Origin of the sequence: Halomonas sp. AOP5-B2-8, from assembly GCF_052376475.1 — a bacterium.
Taxonomy (GTDB): domain Bacteria; phylum Pseudomonadota; class Gammaproteobacteria; order Pseudomonadales; family Halomonadaceae; genus Vreelandella; species Vreelandella casei.
Genome location: NZ_JBQSVS010000005.1, coordinates 139443 through 164790 on the forward strand (window position 1 = coordinate 139443; position 25348 = coordinate 164790).

The following is a 25348-nucleotide window of genomic DNA, read 5'->3' on the forward strand; positions in this document are numbered from 1 at the left end:
TACGCCGATGAGCACTACGCCGATGCTCATAGCCGGGTTTGGTTTTCGCCGAGAGGCAACGCTGGCATCGCTAGAACAAGCGCTTGAGCAGCTTTGCCAACAATATGGCGATATCGCCCGGTTGGCCGTTACCCACGCGATGCGCCCGCTGGTGGAAAGCCTCGGCCGCCAGCATCGCCTTGAGGTTATCGTGGTGGCAGACGAAGACTTAACCAGCATGGCGACGCTTACCCGCTCAGCTTATAGCCAGCAGGCAAAGGGCACCGGCAGCGTGGCGGAAGCCGTTGCGCTTTTGGCTGCGGGCAGCGGTGCCCAGCTGCTGGGGCCGCGAATCATTTCAGCCGACAGAAAAGCCACGGCCGCGGTGGCAAAGGCACGGGCAACAGGAGTTACTTCATGACGGTTCATTTTATTGGCGCAGGCCCCGGCGCACCGGACCTGCTCACGCTGCGCGGGCGCGATTTAATCGCGGCCTGCCCGGTATGCCTTTACGCAGGGTCACTCGTGCCCGAGCAGATTCTTGAGCACTGCCCAGAAGGCGCGCGCATCGTTAATACGGCGCCGCTTTCTCTGGATGAGATTCTTGATGAAATTCAAGCCGCCCACGCTGTGGGCCAGAATATCGCCCGGCTTCACTCCGGCGATGTGTCGGTGTGGTCGGCCATGGGGGAGCAGCTGCGCCGCCTGCGTGCGCTGGATATTCCTTACAGCGTCACCCCCGGCGTGCCTTCCTTTGCGGCGGCGGCGGCAACGCTGGGCCAAGAGCTAACATTGCCAGGAGTGGCGCAATCATTAGTGCTAACACGCACGCCGGGCCGCGCCAGCGCAATGCCCAGCAGTGAAAGCCTCGCCAATTTCGCTAATACCGGCGCTACGCTGGCTATTCACCTTTCCGTGCATAATCTGGCGCAGGTAGTGAGTGATTTAACGCCGTTTTACGGCCCCCAGTGCCCGGTCGCTATCGTTTGGCGGGCGAGCTGGCCCGATGAGCGAGTGGTTCGAGGCCGTCTTTCCAGCATTGAAGCATTAGCTGCAGGCGCCCTGCAGCGCACGGCGCTGATTCTGGTAGGGCCGGTGCTGGAAAGCGACGATTTTCAGGAAAGCAGCCTGTACGCGGTAGGTTACGACCGCCGCTTTCGGCCGCAGTCTGCGGATTCACCGTTTGCGGGCAGCGTGGATGATGGAGAGGACCGCGCATGATCACGCTTTCGCTGATTGGTATCGGTACTGGCAACCCCGATCACGTTACCTTAGCCGCCGTGCGGGCGCTCAACAGCGCCGATGTGCTTCTGCTGCCGCGCAAGGGTGAGGCAAAATCAGACCTGCTCGACTTGCGCCGACTGCTGTGCGAACAGCTGCTTGATAGCGCTACACAGGCCAACATCGTGGAGTTCGATTTACCCACCCGCGATGCCAAGTGTGCGTACCTCAGCGCGGTAGACGATTGGCATAGCGCCATTGCGCGGGTGTGGGCACAGCTTATGGATAAGCATTTACCCAACGGCGGGCAGGTGGGCATGTTGGTGTGGGGCGATCCTTCGCTTTATGACAGCAGCCTGCGTATTGCCAAGCGCCTGACTGATAGTGGTCGCGCTGTTGAGGTCAAGGTAGTGCCCGGCATCACCAGCCTGCAAGTGCTCACCGCCGAGCACAAAGTTCCGCTCAACGCGCTCGCCGAGCCCGTTCAAATAACCACCGGCCGCCGCCTACGCGAACGCGGCTGGCCAAGCGATGCCGCCACCGTTGCCGTCATGCTCGACAGCGGCGGGGCGTTTGCCACGCTGCCACAAGAAGATACTTACATCTGGTGGGGCGCTTACCTGGGGATGGACAAGCAATGCTTGATCAAAGGCCCGCTAAGCGAAGTAAACGATGAGATTATTGAGCGACGCGCCGCGCTGCGTGAAGCACATGGCTGGATTATGGATATCTATATGCTCGCCAAACACCCGCTACTGTAACGCCGGTATTAAGTTGGAATGTTTTTCCATAAAATGGCTCTACTTAGTTATCTGATATTCAATATTTAAGGAGTAAGCCATGAGCTTTTACGTTTACCTATCCGGCGAGATCCACACCGACTGGCGCGATGAAATCCAGCGTGGTGCAGAAGCTGCAGGTTTGGATATCGTCTTCACCGCCCCGGTCACCGACCACGACGCCAGTGACGCCGCAGGTGATCACCTGGGCGAGCAGAGCAATCAGTTCTGGCGCGACCACCAGTCGTCTAAGGTAAACGCCATCCGCACCCGCACTTTGATTGAGCAAAGCGATTTAGTCGTGGTGCGTTTTGGCGACAAGTACAAGCAGTGGAATGCCGCCTTTGATGCAGGCTACTGCGCCGCACTCGCCAAGCCCTACATTACCCTGCACAGCGACGACATCGTTCACCCGCTGAAAGAGGTGGATGCGGGTGCGCAAGCATGGTGCATTACTACAGATCAAGTGGTTGAAACCCTCAAGTACGTGCTGAAAGCTTAAGCCTGCAAAATATTCTGCAGGCCCAAAGTGGCCTGCGGAACTCCCGCTTCTAAGTAGCCAGGCTTTGTAGGAGCATGCTTTAACGCGTGAAAAATCCCTGCCCCAGAAATTATCATTTCCAATATCTTGATAATATTTACACTATAACTACAATGTAATTATGAATCATCTGACCTTTAACTGGGATCCACGTAAGGATGCCGCTAATCGCAAAAAGCATGACGTCTCGTTTCAAGAGGCCAAAACTGCTTTTACAGATGAGTTCGGCCGTCTGATATCAGATCCCGATCATTCTGAAGAGGAGGATCGCTTCATACTGCTCGGGACGAGCATTCATTCGCGCTTGTTGGTGGTGTGCCACTGCATTAGAGACGGTGAGACCATTCGCATTATCTCAGCGCGCAAGGCAGATAAACGAGAGAGAAAAGCCTACGAAGGATATAGATATGCGTGATCATTATGATTTTTCAGAGTCTGTTAAAAACCCATACGCCAAAAAGCTTAAAAAGCAGGTCACGATCCGCCTGGATGAAGACACCATCGCGTATTTCAAACATCTCGCTGAAGAAAAAGACCTTCCTTATCAAAGCTTGATTAATCTTTACCTGCGCGACTGCGCACAGTCACATAAAGACCTTAAGCTGGAATGGCAATAAACGTTGCAGCGCTGGCCTAGCCTTATATTACCCTACTCAGCGAAGAAGATCGCTTAAAGCAGATGATGCCAAGGCCCAGGCCATGCGTACGACTAACGATCCAGTCGTCGAAACTCTGCGCTATGTCCTCAAAGCATAAATCCAAAGCTCCTCCCACAAACATAGCCACTGCATTAGTGGTGTTGAACAAGTGTTGCGGGAGGGCGCTTTAGCGCGCGATATATTCCGCCACAATAAAGCCCCCTGTAATGCGGGTACCGCCTTGGGGAGGCACAAGCCAAAAAGGGACTTGCGAAGGGCAGCACCCGCAGCCCCGCTCAGCCACATGCCCACATCGTCAACTCCCCACCGCGCAGGCATTGCGCCTCAGGGCGCAGCGGTGACGTCACCCAAACCAACACCCACCTAAGACCTATGGCTACCCCTCGCGATCAAGTTTTCAGGTGACCGAAGCAAAATTTATCAATAAAGTATGATTGAACAGAGCAAAACGAGCGGACACGCGAATTTTTGATATATAGCCGAATGTCGCGCCTGTGCTATATAAAACAGATGTTTAGAGCTTTTTTGAATGCTGGATAATGTTAATAAATGCGCGAGCACATTCAAGAATGTTATGTAGTGGGCTATATAATCACTGTTAGGTTTTAAAGGTACATCTGCGTGGAACCAGAAGAACTAATATTGCCCAGCGATGGGAGTTGTAAGTGGGCCGGCATGGGCGACTATGTACTAATTTCCCCTGATGCTAACCACCGTGCATCTCTCATGTATGCCGGCGAGCCCCCTCACGGTGACTCCTACCATAAGCTAACTGTTGACGGTAAAAAGTTCCCGGGCTATGTATGGGGTTGCCTTTTTGCCTATTCAAAAGACTCGCGTTATCTAGCTCTGAGTTGGATGGAGAAATTAGTTGAGCGAAAAACGGTTGTCATTGATTCAGAGACCAGAAAATACTTTGTGCTACCAGAGTACATTCACAGCTTTAACTTAGTCTGGCCTGTGTTGCGCTCAACCTCACAAGAGACAAAATATGAGTTCGACGGAAGTGAAGCTTGGATAGCGTATTAAAACCTAACAAGTGGTTCAAATCGTTCGCTTCGCTCTCTGGGACGGGCTAAAGCCCGCCCCTTAACCAAACGTTAGGGTCTACATGTCCGATAAACTGTTTAACAAACTCAACAAGCTGCGCCTCAATGCACAAAAAAAAGGCCATTTTGTTGTTGACGCTGCTGCGTCGTGCCTCACCGAGAACCCAGAGTCCCTAGATTATCAAATTAATCTTGTGGGCTCCCTTCACGAAACCGGGGCTTTGCGGAACTCTCTTTCCCCATATTGGATGGAATTTCGAAAAACAGAAGAGGCATGGGCAAATCGTTGCATCACACGGCTTATATCGAATGATCGAGACTACTGGGCTGTCGCGGCACTGCTTGGATGTAGCGCTGGGACTGTTGTCCTAGAGGCCCAGCGGCTGGCGTTTGTCGTAGTGTCGGTAAGAAGTTACGAGAGATACGATCTGCCGGTTGTACATGTGGCCACTATGGCCATTAGTCGTGCAGACAGGATTCTTTCGCCACTTCTGGAAATCGGGTGGGATATAAAGAGCGAAGAACTCGTTGATTGTGTAAGGGCGCGCGCCGTTTTATTAGACACCGAAGAAGTTTTAGACGGATCGCTGGTAGGAGAAGGCAGCATGACTTATTTCTGTCGAGCGACACTTCCACATGGGTCCTGGCGCGCCGCGTCACTCCCCTTTTCGATTCCTGCTGCCGCAGTCGTGAGTGGTGCCAGCCCTAACCCGAAATTCAAGCGAGATGCTTAACGGCGCCGATTGATTAAAATGTAAGTCCGCTCTTTTTAGTCTCCCACGATTAATCGCGCCCTCTCTCTTTCTCCTCACAACTGCGCGTTGTTAAGCGCTTCGCATGAGAAGCACTGGTTTCATGCCAAATTTTCCTGTAGCGCGCGTCCAGCTTGCGCAAGCAGCTTTCATTTTCATAGCGTCGTGGGAACTTTGCCTCATAGTTGGCTCGGTTCTAACTCGGCGTTGCAGTGGACGGCTACGCCGCTCACTGAACTTGGCCGTTAGGGGATAAGTATGAATTTGAGTCTTTTACAGAAGTTGTTCATCTGGCTAGCCGCTTCTATGCTCATAGCGCTCGCACTGCGCTGGATCTTTATCATTCTATTCACGACTTACCGCCCACAGCTCCATTGGCCGCTGAGCGTAGTGGCTGCAGCCACATTAATTTACGCTTTAGGGCTCGTCATTCTTAATCGATGGGCAGTTGTTCTTTTGTTTGCAGCGTCGGTGCTTCTGTTCACCGGTTTGGTCTGGCTGCAGCTTCCTGCGTCGTTTACGAATCCATTTCTAGTATGCGCGACATTAGCGTGTGTGCTCTATTGCGGCGTTCTACTCCCCGCCGTAGTGCCCCTAACAGGTCGCTGCAGTTGACCGCCCAAAACGCTGCCGCGTTTCGGGTTCCCTCCGCGCTTCGCGCTCCGGCGGCCAACTGAGCTTAGGCTTTATGCAACAGTGGAGGTTTAATGTCACCTAATTTAGAAAAGCTACTGGCGGCGGTTGAAAATTACGCGGAGAAATATCGAAATCCGACTCTACAGCCGTTCGAGAGTTCTGCGCCTTATGACATGTCACCCGAACTGGGCCCCGCATCTATCAAGTGCTTTGCTCAATGGCCTGAAGTGTGGCCTCACGCCGGTCGTGCCGGGATATACGCTTTTCTTAACAAGGATTTGAACGTGGTTTACGTGGGAAAGGCTTCAGGTAGAAGCTCTTTAGGAGCCCGTATTTCATCGTATTGCGGCTACGCGTCAGATCGATCGTGTCGTTTTTACCACGAATGGAGCAGTTTTCCTCGGTATGTTCTCACCGTCGCGGTCCCCGAGAAAACTCGCTTTGAAGCACCGGCTCTAGAGGAGTATCTAATCAGTACGCTAGGACCTAGCGATAATTCGGCCGGCATAGAGCGCTAGATATGCAGTCGCATAACAAATCGTTGGAGAGGTACTTTTGTTCCGCACGCTGCGCGTGCTCCACAAAAGCCCCTCAACTCAGGCGTTATCAGGGCAATGCTGCATCTGATAGAGGACTTTTGATTATGCTAGAGTTTTAAATGTGAGGTATGACAATGAAGCCTTTCTCCGTACTGCTGATTCGATTACTCGCCATTTACCTCGCCATAAACCCGCTCTTAAACGTATCGAGACTGCTGTTTGGCCCAAGCCTGGCACTGGATGCAACCTTATCCCAGTGGCTACCAGGCCTAGTAGCAACCACCGTTATGCCTTTCATCGCGGGTGTTGCATTGTGGTTTTCTGCTGGGTTACTGGCCCATAAGATTCATGAAAGTGATAGCACTTACTCAGCCTTATCCATCAGCGAGACAGGTTTGGTACGGGCAGGTAGTTTCTTAATTGGCGTGTATCTTTTCGTTCAGCATCTAGGCACGGTAATTAGCCAGTGGGCGTGGGGCGGAATAGTGGCTTACGGTTCGCTGGCAGTGGTTGTACTCAGTATTGGATTAATGCTGGGCACACGCTTTTTAGGCAAGCTGTATAGAAGGTTGAAGTATTTTGAGTAATCAACTTTCCGCCCTGATGATCATTTATATGCGGCGAGATATGAGCGACCCTGCCGCTGGTGAGCGCAATAACCCAGATGCTGAAGATAATATAATCTCTGCTTATAAAATGGCGTAATGTTGGCGGGTTAGTGGTGTATGTACGCCATATCTCACGCTCCCCCGGCTCGCCATTTTGGCCGGGGCAGCCTAGGCGCAGAGTTCCAGCCCGTACTAGCCCCGCAATCTAACGAGCACGTCGTGGAAAAGAGCGTACCCTGTGCATTTACTCATTCAGGTTTAGAGCGCTGGCTTTACCTTCGCGGGGTCAAGCGGCTGGTTATCGTCGGTGTGAGTACCAGCAATTCGGTTGAAGCCACCGCTCGCAACGTAGGAAATCTTGGTTTTGATACCCAGGTAGTCGCTGACGCTACGTTTACCTTTGCCAAGCAGGACTACTCAGGCACTTATCGCACTGCAGATGAAGTGCATGCTATGTCACTGACTAATTTGGAAGGGGAGTATGCGGCTATTGTGAGTAGTGATGATGTGTTGTTCATGAATGCGTTACAACCCACTCATTAACTTGCCGAATCAGTAAGGCTAGCCTAGTGGATAAGGTCACAGGTATTTATAAAATATGCTTTTCAAAAGTGGCCACCCGCTATTGCGATATATTATCGAATTTTCTCAAAAAGCCAGCGTGGCCACCTCCGCTGTTATTAATTGCCGCCTGCCATGCCCTCCTGCTGGAAAGTAGCGGTTCAAGATATGTGGGTATCATTTATTTATTAGCGATTGCCCCTCATGCGCAAAAAGCAAAACGAGAAGGCGCATGAATTTTTAATATGTAGCCAAAATTTGCTTTGCTATCAATAGAATCAATGAGGTAGATTTGATCAAGGCGGCTAGATAACCTCAATGAACGCGCTGGCACGTTCATTGAGGTTATGCAGCCGGGTATATAATCACTGTTAGGTATCACTTATGCGTAAGCAATATCACTTTCGAGAAAGCAAAGAAGGATTGCTTGCTTGGGACGTGCATCGGTTGATCGACCTGGCTCGCACAGCCAAGCCTTCGACCGTCCAGCTATCCGAAATCCAAGAAATCGATGAGGCGTATTGGTACGACTCGGACGATCCGCCTCCTACCTGCCGTGACTTGGTGGGCCACATGCGACTAGTTGAAGCTACAGACCTGACTTACCCAATCATCCTTTCGCCGGACGGTCAAGTTATGGATGGGATGCATCGCATAGCCAAGGCTCTTCTACTTGGTCACTCAGAGATCACGGCAGTGCGCCTTGATGCCATGCCTGAGCCAGACTATATCGGCGTTGATCCAGAGGACCTTCCGTATGAAGATGCCTAACAATTCGTTCAAGCCGAACCCGCTTCGCGGTTCGGCTTAACTCAGGCGTTAGGAGACTCGATGGATATAACATTTGTACGCTCTAAAAACCTCAGAAGAGCGGCTAATTTCACCTTTGAGAATATGCGAGTTTACTACGAGCAATTTGCTCCTGAGTGGGACGCGTCAAAGGTGTATGAAGTTACTGCTGAACTTGAAAACTATGACATCATTTATAAGCAAGACGTCGTTGGAGTAATGCGCTTGCAATTTGACAATGATCGCTGTGTCTTAAGGGATCTTCAGGTTATCCCGTCGGCGCAAAATAAAGGAATCGGACAGGTCGCAATACAAGAAGCTAAAAATCGTACTGTAAATGAAAATTTAAGTAGGCTTGCATTACGGGTATTAAAAATTAGCCCAGCGGTCAGTCTCTACCAAAGGAATGGTTTTGTTACACAAAGCGAAGATGAACGTTTTTTCAATATGGAAGTGGAAGTCTCCTAACAAGACGCTGTTGTCGCCGCTAGCGCGGCTGGGACGGCTTACGCTGCGCTCCAGCCGCCCCAAAGCTTTGCGTTAGGCCGCACTAAATACATGACAGCGGTTCTTCCGCCTGAATCACGAGAAGGGGTGACTCATGCAAGAACGTACCGGAGGCTGCCTCTGCGGAGACATCCGATACCGATTGGCCGGCAATCCAGTAATCTCCAGGATGTGCTGGTGCCGTGATTGCCAGTACATCTCATCCAACGGGACGGTCAATGCCATCTTCCCGACTTCATCGATTGAAATCGAGGGAAACCCAGCCGAGTACATCAGCATCGCGGATAGCGGCAACCATGTCCGTCGAAGGTTCTGCCCGAAGTGCGGAAGCCACTTGTTTGCCGACAACACGGGTCGCCTCGGCATGACAGTTGTCCGTGTTGGAACACTTGATGATCCGTCTTCCGTCACCCCGGTGGCAAGCATCTGGAGTTCAAGTGCCCCAAAGTGGGCGTACCTCAGCCCCGAGCTCCAAAGGGTCGAAAAGCAGCCCCAGCCCTTGCAGCCTCCGCCAAGTGCGGCCTAACCCTTCGGTCGAGGCGAGGCCCTCAGCCACTAACATTATCCAAACATGCAATTAAATATATAAATGAAAACCGTCCGTAGTTCAGCGCCTAACAATGCCAAGCACAGCGACAGCTTTTTCGTTGCGGCTTCGCCTTCACTACAAAGCTGCGCGTGTTGGCGGCGTTAGCTATCACGAATAATTGTTGAAGGAAATAGAGATGCTTGAAAGCTCGCCAGATAACACCGAACAGCTCAGGTCGATCAATAAAAAGATCGTGGCCGACGGAGAAGAGCTTCCCGCCGTCACTCTCAAGGACGGGAGTAGGGTGCAAACAGGTACGGTCGCGACGATGCTTCGCAATGTCGCTTTGTACAACGCAGGCGAACGCGGAGAAGTAGAAGAACACTTGGAAGTGGCCGTTCCGACGTTGATTAAAGTCGGACTGTTTGAATTGTTTTCAGTTGATGAATGGATTAACGGGTCAAATGCTGGGCGTAGTTTCGTTGGCCAGCGCGCTAAAGAATACCTTGCCAAACAAAGCTAACAGATCGCTGCAGTTGACCGCCCAAAGCGCTGCCGCGCTTCGGGTTCCCTCCGCGGCCTTCGGCCGCTCCGGCGGCAACTGAGCTAAGGCGTTAGAAGGCAACCCAACTTGAAGCCGTTACCGAACAGCGTTACTCCATACAAGAAAACCCCAGACTTTGATGAGCATACAATGCCTAAAGGGCTGCTGAACGAGCACCAAATCAAGGAATTCATATGAGGAAAAATTGTGGTGCTGGAGGGCAAACTACAGTACACAATCAACGAGCCAGTAAAAGAAGTTATTATTCTTGATCCGGAAAATAGTGGTGTCGTAGAACCGACCATACGGCATGAGGTTAAGCCTTTAGGCAAGGTGCGGTTCTGTATTGAAGTTTATCAGTAGGTCGCCTTCTAACAAGTCGCTCAAGGTTCGCGCACTGGACAGCCTCAATCGTGCCCTGTTCACGGATACGCTCGCTGTCATAGCCTTTGTCAGCCACCAGCGCATCACCTGACGGCAAGTCGTCAATTAATGCCTGGGCTTCTGTGCTGTCGTGTACCTCACCGCCCGTTATCCTGAAAGCATTGGGAAGTCCGTAAGCGTCGACGGCCAGATGAGGTTTGCTGGTGTTGCCTGCACGGCTTTTACCAATGACTTCTGTTTGCTCTGTGGCGGCCCTGTACTGTCCTGGTGTGCTTTAACATAACAGCCATCAATGAACAGCCACTCAACATCAGGGTAATCCACCCATGTGCTGCAAACCGTCATCAGTGTTCCAGCCGCTGACCAGGCGTTAAAGCGCTTATAGACAGTATTCCAAGACCCAAACGCTTCGGGCAGGTTCCGCCACTGACAACCCGTGCGCATCCGGTAAAGAATACCTTCCACAGTGGGTCGCAGACTGGCCTTGTCATAGACACCTTGTTGAAGCAGGATAGGTTTTAGCTTCGACCAGTGTTCATCCGTGAGCATTTTCGGGACATCGCAGGCTCACAGTTTGTTGGTGTGGGAACCAACATTGTGCGATTTTGCCTTTATCCTGCCAAATTTTCTTCGCTCAAACGTCAACAGGTCCTAGACTTAATTAATTAGCCCGAGCTAACTATAAAAAACCGTGACTGAAAAAAGCATAAAGGAGCAGACCGTTGAGCCTAAACAATGAATCGCGTCGACGATTTATGAAGGGTGCGTTAACCAGCATTCCTGCCGTCACCCTGGGGAGTGGCATCTCACTTACCGTCTCCGCCAGCGAACCACCAGAACAGCTAAGTGACTATCAGCCAGTTTTTTTCGACGCAGACGAATGGGTTTTTCTGCTTGCGGCCTGTGACCGGTTGATTCCCAGCGACGGGCCTGGGCCCGGTGCCCTGGAAACCAATGTGCCCATCTTTATTGATAGGCAGATGGAAGGCAGCTTTGGTTATGCGGCTGATTGGTACATGAAAGGTCCCTTTCCTGACGATGTATTACCGCTGATGGGATATCAGTCGTCAATGCTCCCACGGGAGGTTTATCGGGCGGGGATTGCCGCAACGCTTGACTACTGCGTGCGCCAGTATGGCCAAAGGTTCTCAGCCCTGGATAACGCCACTCAGGAAGAGGTGTTACAGCAGCTTGAGCAGGGCGACATAACCTTCGACAACGTTAGTGCTCGCCAGTTTTTTGCCTTTTTGTTGCAAAATACCAAAGAGGGCTATTTTGCCGACCCAATCCATGGCGGCAACAAGCATATGGCCGCCTGGAAATTTATCGGCTTCCCAGGCGCCAGGGGCGCGTATCTGGAGTGGGTCGACCAACATAACGTCAAATATCCGTTAGGGCCGGTCAGCCTTACCGGCGAAAGGGGATAAGCATGGCAAAAATAAATCCACCGGTTGATGTTGTACTGGTTGGTCTTGGCTGGACCAATTCGATTATGGGCATGGAATTAACCGAGGAAGGCTTAAGCGTTTTGGCGCTTGAGCGCGGTGAAGACCGCGATACCGTACCGGACTTTTCCTATCCGAAAATGGCCGATGAGCTTACCTACGGCGTGCGCCTTAAACTGATGCAACAGCCGGCCAAAAGCACGCTGACGGTTCGTCATGGTCTTGGTGATATGGCTGTCCCTTACCGTACCCTGGGTTCATTCCTACCCGGTGATGGTGTTGGCGGCGCGGGCGTGCACTGGAACGGACATACTTGGCGGCCACAGCCTCAGGAATTGCGCCTTAAAAGCTACGTCGAGGAGAACTTCGGCGCCGATATCATTCCTGATGAAATGACCATTCAGGATTACGGCGTGAGCTACGAAGAGCTGGAGCCCTTTTTTGACTATTTCGAAAAAGTGGCGGGTATTTCTGGCAAGGCGGGTAACCTTAACGGCGAGCTTCAGGAAGGGGGCAACCCATTCGAGGGATGGCGCTCAAATGAATATCCCATGCCGCCGCTCGCGCGTACCCATAACGATACGCTGTTTGCTGACATGGCGCGTGATCAGGGACTGCATCCTTTTCCCTTGCCTGCCGGTAACGCTTCAGAAGCGTATACCAACCCCTATGGTATGCAGCTTGGGCCGTGTAATTTTTGTGGTTTCTGTGAACGTTATGGCTGCATGAACTACTCCAAGTCCTCGCCCCAGACCTGTATTCTGGGCGCACTGAAGCGGCGCGAAAATTTCTCTTACCAGGCCAATAGCGAAGTGATACGGGTCGAGCTAGATAGCGATGGCAAAAAGGCCACCGGCGTGACCTATATCGATAGCGAGGGCGATGAGATATTTCAGCCGGCTGATCTGGTGGTGCTGGGTACGTTCTCGCTGAACAATGTACACCTGATGTTGGTATCGGGTATTGGTACCCCTTATGACCCGGTAAGCGGCGAGGGTGTGGTCGGCAAGAACTACGCCTACCAGATGAACGGTGGCTCAACGCTCTACTTCAAGGATAAAGAGTTCAATCCCTTCATTGGTGCAGGTGCCAATGGCGAAATCATCAACGACTTCGGCGTTGAGCAGATCGACTTTGCCCAGGAAGGCTTCATTGGCGGCTCCTATATCAATGCCGCGATGACCAATGGGCAGCCGATTCGCAATATGCCGCTGCGCTCAGGTGCGCCAAGCTGGGGCGCTGGCTGGAAACAGGCCGTGCAGGAAACCTATGGTCACACCATGACGATTGGTTCTCACGGCAGCAACATGGCCTACCGCGACTGCTATCTGGATCTTGACCCCAACTATACCGATGACCATGGGCGACCGCTCATGCGCATGACGTTTGACTGGAAGGCAAACGATGTGCGCATGACCCAGTTCATGAAACAGAAGATCGACACGCTCTCCAAGGCGCTGGGGCCGGACGACTACAAGCTCTCGTTCAAGGATTTCGATTCGCATTATGATGTCCGGCCTTACCAGACGACCCATAACGTCGGTGGTGCGATCATGGGGTCCGACCCTTCCAGCAGTGCGCTGAATAGGTATCTGCAGAGCTGGGATGTCCACAACGTGTTTGTGATGGGGGCCAATGCTTTTCCCCAGAATCTTCAGTACAACCCCACGGGGCTTGTGGGCGCGCTGACCTATTGGGCTGCGAAAGCGATCCGCGAGCAGTACTTACCCAACCCCGGCCCGCTGGTTCAAGCATAAGGAGAGCGACCATGATGATACATCGACAATGGCGTCAGGGGTTGGCGGGCGTTGGTCTTTTAAGCGCGGCGGCGCAAGGCATGGCATTTGATCAGACTGAGATAGAGCGCGGTGAGTACCTTTCCAGAGCGGGCGATTGTGTTGCCTGTCACACCGCTCCAGGTGGCGAGCCTTTTGCTGGCGGTCAGGCGATTGAAAGCCCTTTTGGGGAGATTTTCTCGACCAATATTACCCCTGACCCAGATACCGGAATTGGCAACTATACGCGCGATGAGTTTGCCGCTGCGCTGCGCGATGGCGTGCGTAATGATGGCAAAAAGCTTTATCCGGCCATGCCGTATCCTTCCTACTCGTTAATTATCGATGACGATATTGACGCCCTCTATGCCTACTTCATGGAAGGCGTTGCGCCGGTGTCGAATCAGCCGGAGAGTACGGATCTGAGCTTTCCGTTCAACCAGCGCTGGGGTATTGGGATTTGGAACTGGTTTTTCACATCCTCTGAACCGTTCACGCCCTCTAATGATCGAAGCGATGAGCTGAACCGGGGCGCTTACCTGGTGCAAGGGCTGGGGCACTGCGGCAGTTGTCATACACCGCGTGGGTTGTTCTTCCAGGAAAAGGCCATGAACGGCGAGGGCCGTGACTTCCTGAGAGGGGAAACGCTGGAAGGCTGGTACGCACCTAATCTGCGCGGTAGTGGTAATCAGCGCCATCCGCTTCAGCGCTGGAGCGAAGAGGATATCGTTGCCTATCTGGAGACAGGCCGAAATGATTATAGCGCCGTTGCCGGTGAGATGGCCCCGGTGGTTGCGTACAGTACATCGCATCTGGATGAGGCCGACCTCTATGCTATCGCGAGCTATCTCAAATCATTGCCCGCAGGAAAAGGCGACGAGGCGCCCCACGATGAACAGGCCGCCGAACAGACCCAAGCGATGCTGACCCACGCCGATGTGGACGGTAATACCGGTGCTCGGCTCTATCTGGATAACTGCAACGCCTGCCACTTTGCCAATGGTAAAGGGGCATCGCAGGTGTTTCCGTCACTGGAGGGCAGTTCGCTGGTCAATGCCGAGGATCCCACCGGGATCATTCGCGTGATTCTATCCGGCGCTCGTATGCCTTCGACCGAGAAGCGTCCAGAAGCGCTGGCCATGCCCGATTTCGCCTGGCGGCTTTCTGATGATGAGGTAGCTGATGTGGCCAATTTCGTGCGTAATGCCTGGGGCAATGAAGGTGGTGAGGTAAGTGCTGGCCAAGTAGCCGGCGTGCGAGACAAACTGCCGGAAGACCGTCTCTCCAGCGAGCCTACCTATATTGATTAGCTGAATTAGCTAGGGCCTGTTGACGTTTGGGCGAAGAAGATTTGGTAGAGTAGAAGCAAGCTCGCAGAATAGAGGTCCCCGCACCAACAAACTGCGAGCCTGCGATGCCCTGACAAATGCTCACGGATGAACACTGGTCGAAGCGTTTGGGTCTTGGAATACTGTCTATAAGCGCTTTAACGCCTGGTCAGCGGCTGGAACACTGATGACGGTTTTCAGCACATTGGTGGATTACCCTGATGTTGAGTGGCTGTTCATTGATGGCTCTTATGTTAAAGCACACCAGGACAGTACAGGGCCGCCACAGAGCAAACAGAAGCCATTGGTAAAAGCCGTGCAGACAACACCAGCAAACTTCATCTGGCCGTTGACGCTTACGAACTTCCAATGCTTTCAGGATAACGGGCGGTGAGGTACACGACAGCACAGAAGCCCAGGCATTAATTTACGACTTGCCGTCAGGTGATGCGCTGGTGGCTGACAAAGGCTATGACAGCGAGCGTATCCGTGAACAGGTTGAGGCAAAGGGCATGGAGGCCGTGATTCCACGCAGGCGAAACTATGAAAGCATGGTGGCCTTTACCTTCTGCTAGTTCCTGAATTGCAGCCGCAGTTGTTTCATTTGGTTGGCGCGTTTTAAGCTCAAAGGGTATACCGCCATGATTGATGACGGCACGTGCAAAAAGCTTGAGTGCCTGAGATGGGCTTAATCCGAGATCATCACAGATGCTGGTAAATGCGACTTTTGTGTCATGATCTATGCGTGTGCTTAAGTATTTCGCTTTTCATGATAACTACTTCAGAATGTGTTGCAATGTCATAAATTGTAGCACTTGGTTGGATTGCCACATAACGGAGCGTGTTATTCACGGATTTCGGCTGCTGCGACGCTCGCACGTTCGCACTCATACGCTGGACGTTATATATCGGCAAGAGGCCAATGTCATTTTCAAAGTGCTGCAGTTATTCTATAAATTCAGATTATTTAAGGCAATCCATCGATATTATGGCTAGAAAAACATTAGCTTTGAAGGCAAAAAAACAGATAGACGACAACCCCGCCGACGAAGTGGAAGATCAATTTCCTGACAATCCCGAACAACGTTTTTTAAATGGCGTCGCTATTCATCCTTCCCCACGCATTTACTTGGCGCCTGGCTCTCAAGAGCGCACTGTGCGGGCGATGGATTTAATTACGCCCATAGGAATGGGGCAACGAGGATTAATCGTGGCGCCGCCAGGCTCAGGCAAAACGACGATGTTAAAACATATCTGTCAGGCCGTTGCTGAGGCTCATCCTGATATAAAGCTGTATGCCTTGCTGATTGATGAGCGCCCTGAAGAAGTGACCGATTTTAAGCGCAGTGTATCGGCAGAGGTTCATGCATCGTCTTCAGACGAAACCTATACACACCATGTGCGTATGGCAGATAAGCTCCTTGAGACGGCGCGTAAGCAAGCGGGCGAGGGGCATGATGTGATGATTGTGATTGATTCTCTTACCAGACTCTCGCGCGTTCATAATGCCGAGCAGCGGGGCAATGGCCGTACGATGTCGGGTGGGCTGGATTCCCGCGCGATGGAAATACCCCGCAAGCTGTTTGGCGCCGCGCGAAAGATCGAAAACGGCGGGTCGCTCACGATTCTGGCCACCGTGCTGGTAGATACGGGAAGCCGTATGGATCAGGTGATTTTCGAGGAGTTCAAGGGCACGGGCAATATGGAACTCGTGTTATCTCGCGACGTGGCCAATCAACGGATTTTCCCGGCGATAGATATCGCCAAAAGCAGTACCCGTCGTGAAGAGCTTTTGATTGATGAAAAAGATATTGAAAAAGTACGCACATTGCGTAGAGGTTTGACAGCACTTAAGCCAATAGAAGGCGCGCAGAAGTTGCTTGCGCTATTGGAGAAATATCCCACTAATGCCGAGCTATTGGATGCGTTTAAATCCGACTAGCGAAGCTCACCTTTTGATCGCTTGAGGGGTGAGCTTCCTGGTTACGTATTAGCGGTTACTTCTTTTTATAATTCAAGTTTGAAGCGGGCACGGCCTTTTTAACCGGGAAGCCTTCGACTTCCTTGCGCTCGATGATTGCGTTTAATCGCCTTTCAATGGCACACAAGTTCTTGAAGTCACTGATATCGACCAACGATATAGCTTCACCCGAGGCGCCCGCACGACCGGTTCGGCCAATGCGGTGGATGTAATCTTCTGGCTGGAACGGTAAATCGTAATTCACCACGCGGCTCAGTTCGTCAATATCCAGACCACGAGCGGCCACCCCGGTGGCAATCAAGTACTTGAGTTCGCCGGATTTGAACTGAGCCAAGACCTGCTCGCGCATGGCCTGGCTTCTGCCGCCGTGAATGGAGTCCGCGGTGATGCCGCGTTTTTCCAGTTGCGCCACCAGCTTGGCGGCATTGTGTTTTTTCTCGACAAAGATAAGCGCCTGATCCCACTTGTTCTCGTTGATCAAGTGACTCAACAGTGCGGACTTGGTGTCCTTATCTACCGTGATGAGCCATTGCTTGATGCTGGCGGCGGCGCGAATGTTGGGCGTAATGGAGATATCCGCCGCCAGGTCGGTCATTTTGCTATCTGAAAAGCCGTAGGCCAGCGCCCGAACGTCGCCAGTCATGGTGGCCGAAAACAGCAGGTTCTGACGGTTTTCAGGCAGGCGGTCGATGATTTTTTTGATGTCATCGACAAAACCCATGTCGACCATTCTGTCCGCTTCGTCCAACACCATGACTTTTAGCTCATCAAAGTGCAGCGCCCGCTGATGAGCCAAATCCAGCAATCTGCCCGGCGTGGCGACCAGAATATCCACCCCTGCGATTAGGCGCTCTTTTTGAGCTTCGGTGTCTACACCGCCATACATCGCCATAGACGTTAAGTGCGTGTGTTTAGCGTATTGAGCCACATTGGCTTCAACCTGGACCGCTAACTCACGCGTCGGTACTAGAATTAGCGCACGTATGCGTTTGCCGCGTAACGTTCCCGCGTTACTGAATCGTTCTAGCAGCGGCAGAACAAAGGCCGCGGTTTTGCCTGTTCCCGTTTGTGCGGTGGCGATTAAGTCTTGACCCGAGAGAATGACAGGAATCGCTTGTTCCTGGATGGGCGTTGGCGCTTTGTATCCGAGTTCGGTAATCGCTTGAACAAGCGGACTGGATAAGCCTAGTTTTGCAAATGACATAATGAACTCTGACAGATTGTCGTAAGGTGTGTCGAAAATAAAAGATGATGCAGTATAGCGTAAAAGGGTAATACGCCATTATTCATGAGCTATACAGAATGCGCTTGATCTATTCCAGGCTAACGCCGCTTCATTCAGCTACCGCTATCGTCAAGCAAAGGGCGCTATGCGCATGTGCCGGATAGCCTGAGATCTACTCCCGCAGCGAGTTCTTATTCAATAAATCGGTTCCATCAGCATTCTCAGCAATTTCCTGATCTACCTTTTCCATCAGCTTCTCGTCAGGCCGTGCATCCAGCACTTCATCGGCATCCTGGCCGCGCAGTACCTCCTTTGCGCGTGCTTTGGCTTGTTGTTTCTCTCTTTCGTCAAGCGCATTGGGCCCCATGGCTATTTGGGAATCAGGCGTGGTCGAGGTCAGCGTCATATCAGGGGTGAGCGAATCTGCGCTTTGGATCTGAAAGCGTTCCAATGCTTGCTCAAGCTTGGAATTAAAACGTAAGCGATAGATCGGTTCTGGTAGGCTGAACCCTTGATCTTCTAGGGCGTGTTTGGTTTCACGAATGGCAATACTGCGCGCTTTACCAAAGTCCGTTTTTGACTGATCTACCCACATTTGAAATTCTAATATGATGTTGGAGTCGCCCACGTGAGTGATGATGGCAATGGCCTTGGGTTCGGCTAAAACAAAGTCTAATGTCTGAACGGCATCAAGGCCTACCTTGATGGCCGCTAGCGGGTCGTCATTGGCATCAACCCCTAGCTCAAACGTGAAGCGGCGCTCTGGATTCTGGGTGTAATTGAGAATAATGCCTTTGAATACATCCGCGTTGGGTATACGTAGCTGGTTACCATCCAGGGTCATGAGAATCGTGGCGCGGGAGGTCAGGCGCACCACAATGCCTTCTTTATCATTGATGACCACGTGGTCCCGCGCTTGAAAAGGTTGGCGAATGCTGAGCATCAAGGATGCAATGTAATTTTCAATGGTATCTTTCACGGCGAAACCAATGGCGATACCGATCACCCCCGCACCGCCCAGCAGCGTACCTATAATTGTCTCAGCCCCTATCAGGCTTAACGCCAGTATCAGCCCCAAGATAATAAAAATAACTTTGATAGTTTGTGCCAACAACTCTGCCACGAATGGGTTAGGCGTTAATCGTTGCCAGAGTTTTTGGCGTCTAGACAGCCAGGCGCCAAACCACGCGACTAACCCAAACAGTAAGAAAGCGACCACTAATAAGGGCAGGGCCTTGAACAGATTTCGGCCTTTGGTCCTTAAACCTTGATAGGCGGTCGAGACATTATCCTGCACGTCCAAGGTACGGTTGATCTGATCATCTACCGTTACTACATCAGTCAGCCGATTGGCTAAATTGATGGCTTGCTGGGCTTTTCTTTCATTGGCCGTTTCACCTGCCAGGATGACCACGCCTTGGGCGACGCTAACCTCAATCGCTCCCAGTCCCTCAATTTCAGAAAAAATTCCGCTTATGCGCTGGCGAATCTCATTGTCTTTGAGCGGTGAAGGTGTGGTTTCGATCTGCGCATTGTTAGTGCCCTCACTGCTGATAGTAGCAGGCGCTGGGAGGGCTGCGGGGGCAGCGGCACCAGTATCGCCTTGTTCTACATTATTGGACGCCCGAGCCGTTGTTGCATCCCCGGCTGCCGCGTCAGCAGAGAATCCATAGGCAATGCTTAACAGAAGCAATAATAGACAACAGACGCGCAAAGACCGACGTGCACTTGAAGAGGTAAAAAAAGCGGCCATAACCATCCTTGTCATTGTATGGTGAGAAAACTGAGCAACCACTCATTATCCAAGATTAGCACCATCTGCATTCGCACACTGATTGATCAACGTGGTTTTATCGAGGCGCACGTTAGCGGCAAGTGCTGGCCTATGAGCTGGCGTTGGTTTGTTGATGAGCGTTGCCTCCGGCCCGCTCTTCCGCCTGATCCAACAGCACCGGCCCGCTACCCACTTTCGCCAATTGATCATCCGGATTATACAGCGGGCAGTTGGTCATGCTCAGGCAACCGCAGCCGATACAGCCGCTCAGGTTATTGCGCAGCGTTTGTAGATACGCAATACGGCCATCCAGCATGCGCTGCCAGCGTTTTGAAAGCTGTTGCCAGTCCTCCATCGTGGGCGTGCGGTTATTCGGCAGCGATTCAAAGGCCTGTTTAATCTCTTCAAGGCTCACGCCGACTTTCTGCGCGGCTTTGATCACAGAAATGCGTCTAAGCACCTCGGGTTTATAGCGGCGCTGGTTTCCTGCATTGCGAGAACTGTGGATCAACCCTTGCTGCTCGTAAAAATGCAGGGCACTGACGTTGATTCCGCAGCGCTTGGCCACTTTGCCAACACTCCAATTTGCCTCCGCCATGCTCGCTCCCGCTTTTGTTCATGTTCAAAAAAAGCTTTACCTCAATATGGGTTGAGGTTTTAACCTCTTATTGGAAATCAAACAAGGAGAACGTTTATGTACTTAGAGCACGTTAACCTGGTCGTTGCGGATATGGATGCCATGCTGGACTTTTACCGCGCCGCTTTCCCACACTGGCAGATACGCGATGAGGGCCAAGGCGAGTGGTACGGCAAGCCGCGTAAATGGGTGCACTTCGGTGACGATAGACATTACCTAGCATTAAGCGACCATGGCGAAGGAACGAATCGCGATTTGACGGGGCATAGCGTCGGCTTAGCGCATTTTGCCTACGTGACCGATAACCTGGATGCTGCGGTTGCCCGGTTAAATAACGCGGGTTTTGCCATTGCCAAACCCGGCGCGACAGAGCCGTTTCGCAAAAACGTTTATTTTGTCGACCCGGCGGGTTTTGAAGTCGAGTTTGTCGAGTACCTCAGTGACATCCCGGCGGAGCGCAATTTAAATCGTGATGCGTTGTAGGCAATTGCGCGGAGTGACGGTGACGCTTGAGCCCGTGAAGAAACTTTTGGCTCGGCATTGTTAAAGCCTAGCGCCGTAATACTTATTGAATTATCTAGATCGCTTTGGAGTTTTCGATGGCAAAAGATATTGGCTTTACCCACATTGCATTATCAGCGAGTAACTTGGATAGCAGCATTGCGTTTTATCAGCGCTACGCCAACATGTCAGTCATGCACGAGCGAATCGATGAGGAAGCCGGCAAACGCGTTGTCTGGTTGTCAGATAAAACGCGCCCATTTGTCCTCGTTCTCGTCCAAAATAGCCAGCCGGTTCCTATTTTAGGGCCTTTTGCTCATTTGGGTGTGGGGTGTGAAAGTCGACGCGCAGTGGATGACCTATGCGACCGTGCTAGGCATGAAGGTATTTTATCCAAAGAAGCGACTGATTCAGGCGATCCGGTTGGCTATTGGGCATTTATCAATGACCCTGATGGTCATATTCTAGAGATCTCCTATGGACAAGAAATTGGTTTAGCAGTGGAAGCCTCGGAAGCTTAACTTTTAGCCATGTATTTACTAATAGCCGGCTGGACAGGAAGCGCCCATGACCCAGTACCTCACAGAGAGTGGCATGGGTGAACGGTATGACCACTATCGCCCCAAAATCCATCAGGCTGTCGTTCAAAAAATGCACCAGCACATGCAGGACAGGCACTTTGAGCGCGTGGTTGATGTGGCGTGTGGCACTGGTGATTCTACTATACTATTACTTGAACTTGGTCAGGACGTCATGGGAATTGATTCATCTGACGAGATGCTGGCCATAGCACGAAAGCGCGGGCTATGTGTAAGAAGGGCCGACTATACCGAGCTTTCGAAGCAGGGTCGTTTTGATCTTATCTCGACGTGTATGGCCTTTCACTGGCTTGATGGCGCTCAGGCGATTGCCGCTTATAAAGCCGCCTCTAATCGTGGGGCTATCTGGCTTATCTATAATTTTGCCTTCGCGGGCCATACTAGTTCTGATGAGTTTATTGACTGGCTTCATAACGAGTATTGGAAGCGCTACCTATCACCGCCGCGTAATCGGTTTTAAGACATTACCCTGAACCGATTATCGAGCAGGGCATACAGCATCAGTATGCGTTGCGGCTGTACATCGCGTTTTAGCGGTAGCACCGCCTAAACGATCTCCCGTACACTCCAGGGCTTTTATCTACTGGCTTATACGATGAATAAACTAGCATGGCTGCTGCTGTTTCTAGTGACTCCGGTTCTGGCGGATGTCGATCTGGTAAAAGTAGATAAATCAGAAAACCGTATGTATCTCCTGGATGGGGAGAACGTAGTTAGAGAGTTTCGCGTTGCGTTTGGCGGCAACCCGCAGGGCCATAAGGTGCAGGAGGGCGACCAGCGAACGCCTGAAGGTCACTACACCCTGGACTACAAGAAAGAGGACTCCGCGGCTTATCGTTCCATGCATGTGAGTTACCCCAATGAAGCAGATATAGCGCATGCCGAAAGCCTCGGCGTATCGCCAGGTGGTTTTATCATGGTGCACGGCCAGTTTAACTGGTTGGGGTGGCTGGCGCCCATTGCTCAACGCTTCAACTGGACCAATGGCTGCATTGCCTTGAGCAACTTGGAAATGGATGAGTTCATGGAGCTGGTTAAGGTGGGTACGCCCATTCACATTGAATGGTAACGCTGTATAAAGGGAAGACCTCAGTGCCAAAAGTAACCTTGAAAGGTTTTATAACCGTCCCTGACAGCGATCTGGAAGCCGTGAAAACCGGGCTTGTCGATCACCGCGCGCTCACCCTTGAAGAACCAGGCTGCATGACGTTCGAGGTTGCTCAGAATAGCGCCGACCCTTGCCGTTTTGATGTCTATGAAGAGTTTGTCGACCGTGCCGCCTTTGAGCGACATCAGCAGCGTGTAGCAAACTCCGATTGGGGACAGCTAACCCGAAACGTGACGCGTCATTACGAGGTGTTTGAATAGGCTTTATCGTAAGGTTTGTGCTTTTTAGGGATTCGTTTAAAAAGTTGTCGTCGTCATCGGCAGAGCGTGGCATGGGCATCACTCTGGAAAAAGACTTCAATGCGTTGCTTCATGGGTATAATGCGAGCCATCGCCAATGGCCGTAGTGTTGGCGCGCAATGGATCGTATCGGCGAGTTAATCAGTCGATTCACATTTTACTGTTGAAGGTAGCTGACGTGATTAATACTAAAATTTACAAGTCTGTCTATGAGTTGGCTGAGAAGCTAATGAAGGCGGCTGATAAAGATGATAGAGAGGCATTTGAGTCACTCTATGCAGAGTTGAAGGCTATTTGCACTGATAACGAAAACACCGATAAAGATCACCCTGAACAGTGGGAAACGCTGGCTGACTTTACAGAAGAGTTAGACGATGCGCTGTGTGTCTATGACAAAGCGCTAGAGAAAGCGGTCGCTATTAATTCGAAAGACCACATGTCTTCCATCGGTTTTTCAATGGCGACATTGCAAGTTGAGCTAGGTCAAAAAGATGCGGCTATCAAGAATCTTCAAGCGGCAAAACTGAATGCGAATAAGATTGAAGATAATGATTTGAAAGAAGAAATAGATAAACTGCTGGCAACGCTAACGGCTGCATAAGCGTCACGTTGTCATCTGTAGGTTGCTGATGTTAAGCACAGCCTTATACGATAAAGGGCTGGGCTGATTTCCCTAAGACTAGGAGCTGTAATTTTGACCAATAATGATATTTTGCGCCGTATACGGTACGCCTTTGATTTTAAAGATAGCACTATGATTAAAATCTTCGCCCTGGCAGATTTTGAGGCCAGCGAAGAGCAAGTGTCTTCTTGGTTGAAAAAGGAAGAAGATGAGGCTTTTCTCAATATGAGAGCCAAAGAGTTAGCCGCATTTCTCAATGGTTTTATTAGCTTTAAACGTGGTAAGCGTAATGGTCCGCAACCCAAGTTAGAAGATCATTTGAATAATAATATGGTGTTTCAAAAGCTGAGAATTGCGTTGAATTTACAAGCAGGTGATATCGCTGCTATTTTTGAGCTGGCAGATTTCAGTTTAAGTAATCACGAGCTGAGCGCATTTTTCCGCAAGCCCAGCCATAAGAATTATCGCGAGTGCAAGGATCAAGTGCTACGCAATTTTTTACTCGGCATTCAGCGTCAGCAGCGGCCTAATCAGAGTGACGTCGAGGCCTGAGTTTATAAAAGTCAGCTTGCTGTATTACACAAAGAGGCAGGGCGACGTGTGCCTGCCTCTCTGCCACTTAAGTTTGAACGTTAAACTTTGACGCAGACGAAAATCGCATTTCCTGCGTTTTCGTCCCAAGGGGTAATAGTCTCGTAGTTATGTTCAAAGACGTGAACGTCAAAGTATGGCTTCAACAGCGCTAATAATGTTGCAAAGTTGAACGCCACCATCGGATGCTCATCGTTCCATTGCTGAGACTCTGCCCCGCTGATTTTTTCAATGCTGAGCCGAAGCGATTGTTGCTCCCCTTGGCCTGCGTAGTGCCACCCAGAACGAAACGTGAACACATCGCCTTCATGTTTGGCAGTGTGCTTAACAAATAAATCGTTATTAATTTTGTCTTTATCAACCGCATTAAAATAAAAAACGCCGCCCGTTTTTAAGGCGCGATGGGCGTGAGCAATACACGCCGTGAGCTTTTCAATCCCATCGTTGTAATGAATCGAATATAAAAAACACGTTATTAAGTCCTGAGATTCATCAACCGTGAAATCGCTCATATCCTGCAGCGTGAAATCTGCTTCTGGGCAGCGCTTGGCGGCGATATCCAGCATGGGTTGATTGATATCAAGGCCGCTGCTGGTGTAGCCCGCATCAATAAAATGGCGTACATGTGGGCCGGTGCCACAGGCTAAATCCAGATGGCGCGTACCGCCGTTGCCGAAAATCTGATGAAGCCTACGAATGGCGTTGCTTTGTGCTTGGTAGTCGATATCCACGCACATCAAGTCGTAGTAGCCAGAAAGGTCGGTATAGAGCGCGTTGACAGACATGGTCGCCTAGTGGTGGTCGATGGGGTGGGTGGCGCATAGTAAACGAGCGCGTGGAGTTTGAGAAGGAAGTACCGCTTCATGCCAGCGGTGGCTCATTCTGAGGTGATAGTATGCACCGATGGAAACGTAATATTTCGTGCTTCTAGAGGATCAGCGATGAACATTAAAGACCTACCTTTTGGGATTACTGACTGGGCTGAGATTGAGAAGACCGAGCATTCAGGTGAGCAAGGAGTGGCTTACTGGCGCACTCAGCACTTTGGCGATATGCGGGTACGTATGGTCGAGTATAGCCCCGGCTATTTGGCCGACCACTGGTGTGTAAAGGGCCACATATTGCTTTGCTTGGAAGGCGAGCTCCACACCGAATTAAAAGATGGCCGCCAGTTCGTACTCAGCCCTGGCATGAGCTATCAGGTCGCTGACAATGCGGAGCCTCATCGCTCCTCTACCCAGCAGGGCGCCAAGCTGTTCATTGTAGATTAAGCTATCTGTACCTAGACGGCACTCACCATTAGGTCTGCGCGGATAGCTAACCCTTTGGTGTCGTTGCTAGGGTGGTCAGCGTCTTTAACCGCTTGAATGGTTCGCCACATAGCAT

General features: G+C 51.4%; 32 protein-coding genes and 2 pseudogenes. 28 read left to right on the top strand and 6 right to left on the bottom strand.

Annotated features, from left to right (window positions below; translation table 11 throughout):
* Positions 1-7: 7 nt before the first annotated feature.
* From ACT3RP_RS13220 to ACT3RP_RS13290, 15 genes are all read left to right on the top strand, one after another.
* On the top strand, positions 8-400 hold the full coding sequence (locus ACT3RP_RS13220; protein ID WP_441686663.1) for a cobalamin biosynthesis protein: 393 nt from the start codon (positions 8-10) through the stop codon (positions 398-400).
* On the top strand, positions 397-1200 hold the full coding sequence (gene cobM, locus ACT3RP_RS13225; RefSeq protein WP_483393949.1) for a precorrin-4 C(11)-methyltransferase: 804 nt from the start codon (positions 397-399) through the stop codon (positions 1198-1200). Before ACT3RP_RS13220 ends, cobM begins: the two co-directional genes overlap by 4 nt.
* Positions 1197-1961 carry a precorrin-6A synthase (deacetylating) gene (cobF, locus tag ACT3RP_RS13230; RefSeq protein WP_483393950.1) on the top strand — a complete coding sequence of 255 codons (765 nt, stop codon included), beginning with the start codon at positions 1197-1199 and terminating at the stop codon, positions 1959-1961. The genes cobM and cobF overlap by 4 nt, the downstream gene beginning before the upstream one ends.
* A 79-nt stretch (positions 1962-2040) precedes the next feature.
* Complete coding sequence (locus ACT3RP_RS13235; RefSeq protein WP_483393951.1) at positions 2041-2481, top strand: YtoQ family protein; 441 nt, start codon at positions 2041-2043, stop codon at positions 2479-2481.
* Between the two features lie 160 nt (positions 2482-2641).
* Positions 2642-2935, top strand: coding sequence for a BrnT family toxin (locus tag ACT3RP_RS13240; RefSeq protein ID WP_483393952.1), 294 nt, complete (start codon positions 2642-2644; stop codon positions 2933-2935).
* The gene (locus ACT3RP_RS13245; RefSeq protein WP_483393953.1) at positions 2928-3137 is read left to right on the top strand and encodes a BrnA antitoxin family protein; all 210 of its coding nucleotides are present in this window, start codon (positions 2928-2930) and stop codon (positions 3135-3137) included. Before ACT3RP_RS13240 ends, ACT3RP_RS13245 begins: the two co-directional genes overlap by 8 nt.
* 1153 nt (positions 3138-4290) lie before the next feature.
* A complete protein-coding gene (locus tag ACT3RP_RS13250; RefSeq protein WP_444672628.1) occupies positions 4291-4962 on the top strand; it encodes a hypothetical protein in 672 nt (223 codons plus the stop codon).
* A gap of 1327 nt (positions 4963-6289) precedes the next feature.
* Positions 6290-6742, top strand: a complete 453-nt coding sequence (locus ACT3RP_RS13255; RefSeq protein ID WP_483393954.1) for a hypothetical protein — start codon at positions 6290-6292, stop codon at positions 6740-6742.
* A 138-nt stretch (positions 6743-6880) separates the two neighbouring features.
* Complete coding sequence (locus tag ACT3RP_RS13260; RefSeq protein ID WP_483393955.1) at positions 6881-7306, top strand: isochorismatase family protein; 426 nt, start codon at positions 6881-6883, stop codon at positions 7304-7306.
* 26 nt (positions 7307-7332) lie between these two features.
* A complete protein-coding gene (locus ACT3RP_RS13265) occupies positions 7333-7560 on the top strand; it encodes a hypothetical protein (RefSeq protein WP_483393956.1) in 228 nt (75 codons plus the stop codon).
* A 148-nt stretch (positions 7561-7708) separates the two neighbouring features.
* On the top strand, positions 7709-8095 hold the full coding sequence (locus ACT3RP_RS13270; protein WP_444672096.1) for a hypothetical protein: 387 nt from the start codon (positions 7709-7711) through the stop codon (positions 8093-8095).
* A gap of 60 nt (positions 8096-8155) precedes the next feature.
* On the top strand, positions 8156-8581 hold the full coding sequence (locus ACT3RP_RS13275; RefSeq protein WP_483393957.1) for a GNAT family N-acetyltransferase: 426 nt from the start codon (positions 8156-8158) through the stop codon (positions 8579-8581).
* A gap of 133 nt (positions 8582-8714) precedes the next feature.
* Positions 8715-9146 (top strand): GFA family protein, encoded by a 432-nt coding sequence (locus ACT3RP_RS13280; protein WP_483393958.1) that lies wholly within the window; start codon positions 8715-8717, stop codon positions 9144-9146.
* Positions 9147-9345: 199 nt separating this feature from the next.
* On the top strand, positions 9346-9672 hold the full coding sequence (locus tag ACT3RP_RS13285; RefSeq protein ID WP_096279477.1) for a DUF7709 family protein: 327 nt from the start codon (positions 9346-9348) through the stop codon (positions 9670-9672).
* Between the two features lie 231 nt (positions 9673-9903).
* Positions 9904-10056 carry a TehB-like domain-containing protein gene (locus ACT3RP_RS13290; protein ID WP_444672632.1) on the top strand — a complete coding sequence of 51 codons (153 nt, stop codon included), beginning with the start codon at positions 9904-9906 and terminating at the stop codon, positions 10054-10056.
* Between the two features lie 55 nt (positions 10057-10111).
* Here ACT3RP_RS13290 and ACT3RP_RS13295 read toward each other — a convergent pair.
* Positions 10112-10626: pseudogene (locus tag ACT3RP_RS13295) on the bottom strand (IS5 family transposase); the annotation flags it as partial.
* Positions 10627-10799: 173 nt separating this feature from the next.
* On the opposite strand from ACT3RP_RS13295, the gene ACT3RP_RS13300 reads away from it, so the two are divergent.
* The 4 genes and pseudogenes from ACT3RP_RS13300 to ACT3RP_RS13315 all read left to right on the top strand — a co-directional run.
* Positions 10800-11504, top strand: coding sequence for a gluconate 2-dehydrogenase subunit 3 family protein (locus ACT3RP_RS13300; protein ID WP_483393959.1), 705 nt, complete (start codon positions 10800-10802; stop codon positions 11502-11504).
* A 2-nt stretch (positions 11505-11506) separates the two neighbouring features.
* Positions 11507-13279 (top strand): GMC family oxidoreductase, encoded by a 1773-nt coding sequence (locus ACT3RP_RS13305; protein WP_483393960.1) that lies wholly within the window; start codon positions 11507-11509, stop codon positions 13277-13279.
* A gap of 11 nt (positions 13280-13290) precedes the next feature.
* The gene (locus tag ACT3RP_RS13310; RefSeq protein WP_483393961.1) at positions 13291-14607 is read left to right on the top strand and encodes a c-type cytochrome; all 1317 of its coding nucleotides are present in this window, start codon (positions 13291-13293) and stop codon (positions 14605-14607) included.
* 133 nt (positions 14608-14740) lie between these two features.
* A pseudogene (locus ACT3RP_RS13315) lies at positions 14741-15167 on the top strand (IS5 family transposase); the annotation flags it as partial.
* Here the strand turns inward: ACT3RP_RS13315 and ACT3RP_RS13320 are convergent.
* Complete coding sequence (locus ACT3RP_RS13320; RefSeq protein ID WP_483394033.1) at positions 15066-15368, bottom strand: type II toxin-antitoxin system RelB/DinJ family antitoxin; 303 nt, start codon at positions 15366-15368, stop codon at positions 15066-15068. The pseudogene ACT3RP_RS13315 and the gene ACT3RP_RS13320 overlap by 102 nt on opposite strands.
* Positions 15369-15613: 245 nt before the next feature.
* Here ACT3RP_RS13320 and rho point away from each other — a divergent pair, with 245 nt between their 5' ends.
* Positions 15614-16567: a transcription termination factor Rho gene (gene rho / locus ACT3RP_RS13325; protein WP_483394034.1), complete on the top strand. Its 954-nt coding sequence runs from the start codon at positions 15614-15616 to the stop codon at positions 16565-16567.
* A gap of 55 nt (positions 16568-16622) precedes the next feature.
* Here rho and ACT3RP_RS13330 read toward each other — a convergent pair whose 3' ends face one another.
* The 3 genes from ACT3RP_RS13330 to soxR all read right to left on the bottom strand — a co-directional run bounded on the left by ACT3RP_RS13330 (position 16623) and on the right by soxR (position 20203).
* Positions 16623-17810 carry a DEAD/DEAH box helicase gene (locus ACT3RP_RS13330; protein WP_444625647.1) on the bottom strand — a complete coding sequence of 396 codons (1188 nt, stop codon included), beginning with the start codon at positions 17808-17810 and terminating at the stop codon, positions 16623-16625.
* Positions 17811-18003: 193 nt separating this feature from the next.
* The gene (locus tag ACT3RP_RS13335) at positions 18004-19584 is read right to left on the bottom strand and encodes a mechanosensitive ion channel domain-containing protein (RefSeq protein ID WP_483393962.1); all 1581 of its coding nucleotides are present in this window, start codon (positions 19582-19584) and stop codon (positions 18004-18006) included.
* 130 nt (positions 19585-19714) lie between these two features.
* Positions 19715-20203 (bottom strand): redox-sensitive transcriptional activator SoxR, encoded by a 489-nt coding sequence (gene soxR / locus ACT3RP_RS13340; RefSeq protein ID WP_483393963.1) that lies wholly within the window; start codon positions 20201-20203, stop codon positions 19715-19717.
* 96 nt (positions 20204-20299) lie between these two features.
* Here soxR and ACT3RP_RS13345 point away from each other — a divergent pair, with 96 nt between their 5' ends.
* From ACT3RP_RS13345 to ACT3RP_RS13375, 7 genes are all read left to right on the top strand, one after another.
* Entirely contained in the window at positions 20300-20725 is a 426-nt protein-coding gene (locus tag ACT3RP_RS13345; RefSeq protein WP_483393964.1) for a VOC family protein, read from the top strand.
* A gap of 116 nt (positions 20726-20841) precedes the next feature.
* A complete protein-coding gene (locus ACT3RP_RS13350; protein ID WP_096279504.1) occupies positions 20842-21264 on the top strand; it encodes a VOC family protein in 423 nt (140 codons plus the stop codon).
* Positions 21265-21310: 46 nt separating this feature from the next.
* Positions 21311-21802 (top strand): class I SAM-dependent methyltransferase, encoded by a 492-nt coding sequence (locus tag ACT3RP_RS13355; protein WP_483393965.1) that lies wholly within the window; start codon positions 21311-21313, stop codon positions 21800-21802.
* A 135-nt stretch (positions 21803-21937) separates the two neighbouring features.
* The gene (locus ACT3RP_RS13360; protein WP_483393966.1) at positions 21938-22411 is read left to right on the top strand and encodes a L,D-transpeptidase family protein; all 474 of its coding nucleotides are present in this window, start codon (positions 21938-21940) and stop codon (positions 22409-22411) included.
* Positions 22412-22434: 23 nt separating this feature from the next.
* Entirely contained in the window at positions 22435-22710 is a 276-nt protein-coding gene (locus tag ACT3RP_RS13365; RefSeq protein ID WP_441686774.1) for a putative quinol monooxygenase, read from the top strand.
* Between the two features lie 217 nt (positions 22711-22927).
* Entirely contained in the window at positions 22928-23350 is a 423-nt protein-coding gene (locus ACT3RP_RS13370) for a tetratricopeptide repeat protein (RefSeq protein ID WP_483393967.1), read from the top strand.
* Positions 23351-23443: 93 nt separating this feature from the next.
* The gene (locus tag ACT3RP_RS13375) at positions 23444-23923 is read left to right on the top strand and encodes a YehS family protein (protein WP_483393968.1); all 480 of its coding nucleotides are present in this window, start codon (positions 23444-23446) and stop codon (positions 23921-23923) included.
* Between the two features lie 80 nt (positions 23924-24003).
* On the opposite strand, the gene ACT3RP_RS13380 is transcribed toward ACT3RP_RS13375, so the two are convergent.
* Complete coding sequence (locus tag ACT3RP_RS13380; RefSeq protein WP_483393969.1) at positions 24004-24747, bottom strand: class I SAM-dependent DNA methyltransferase; 744 nt, start codon at positions 24745-24747, stop codon at positions 24004-24006.
* A 156-nt stretch (positions 24748-24903) separates the two neighbouring features.
* On the opposite strand from ACT3RP_RS13380, the gene ACT3RP_RS13385 reads away from it, so the two are divergent.
* Positions 24904-25233 (top strand): DHCW motif cupin fold protein, encoded by a 330-nt coding sequence (locus tag ACT3RP_RS13385; RefSeq protein WP_235039595.1) that lies wholly within the window; start codon positions 24904-24906, stop codon positions 25231-25233.
* Positions 25234-25348: the final 115 nt, after the last annotated feature.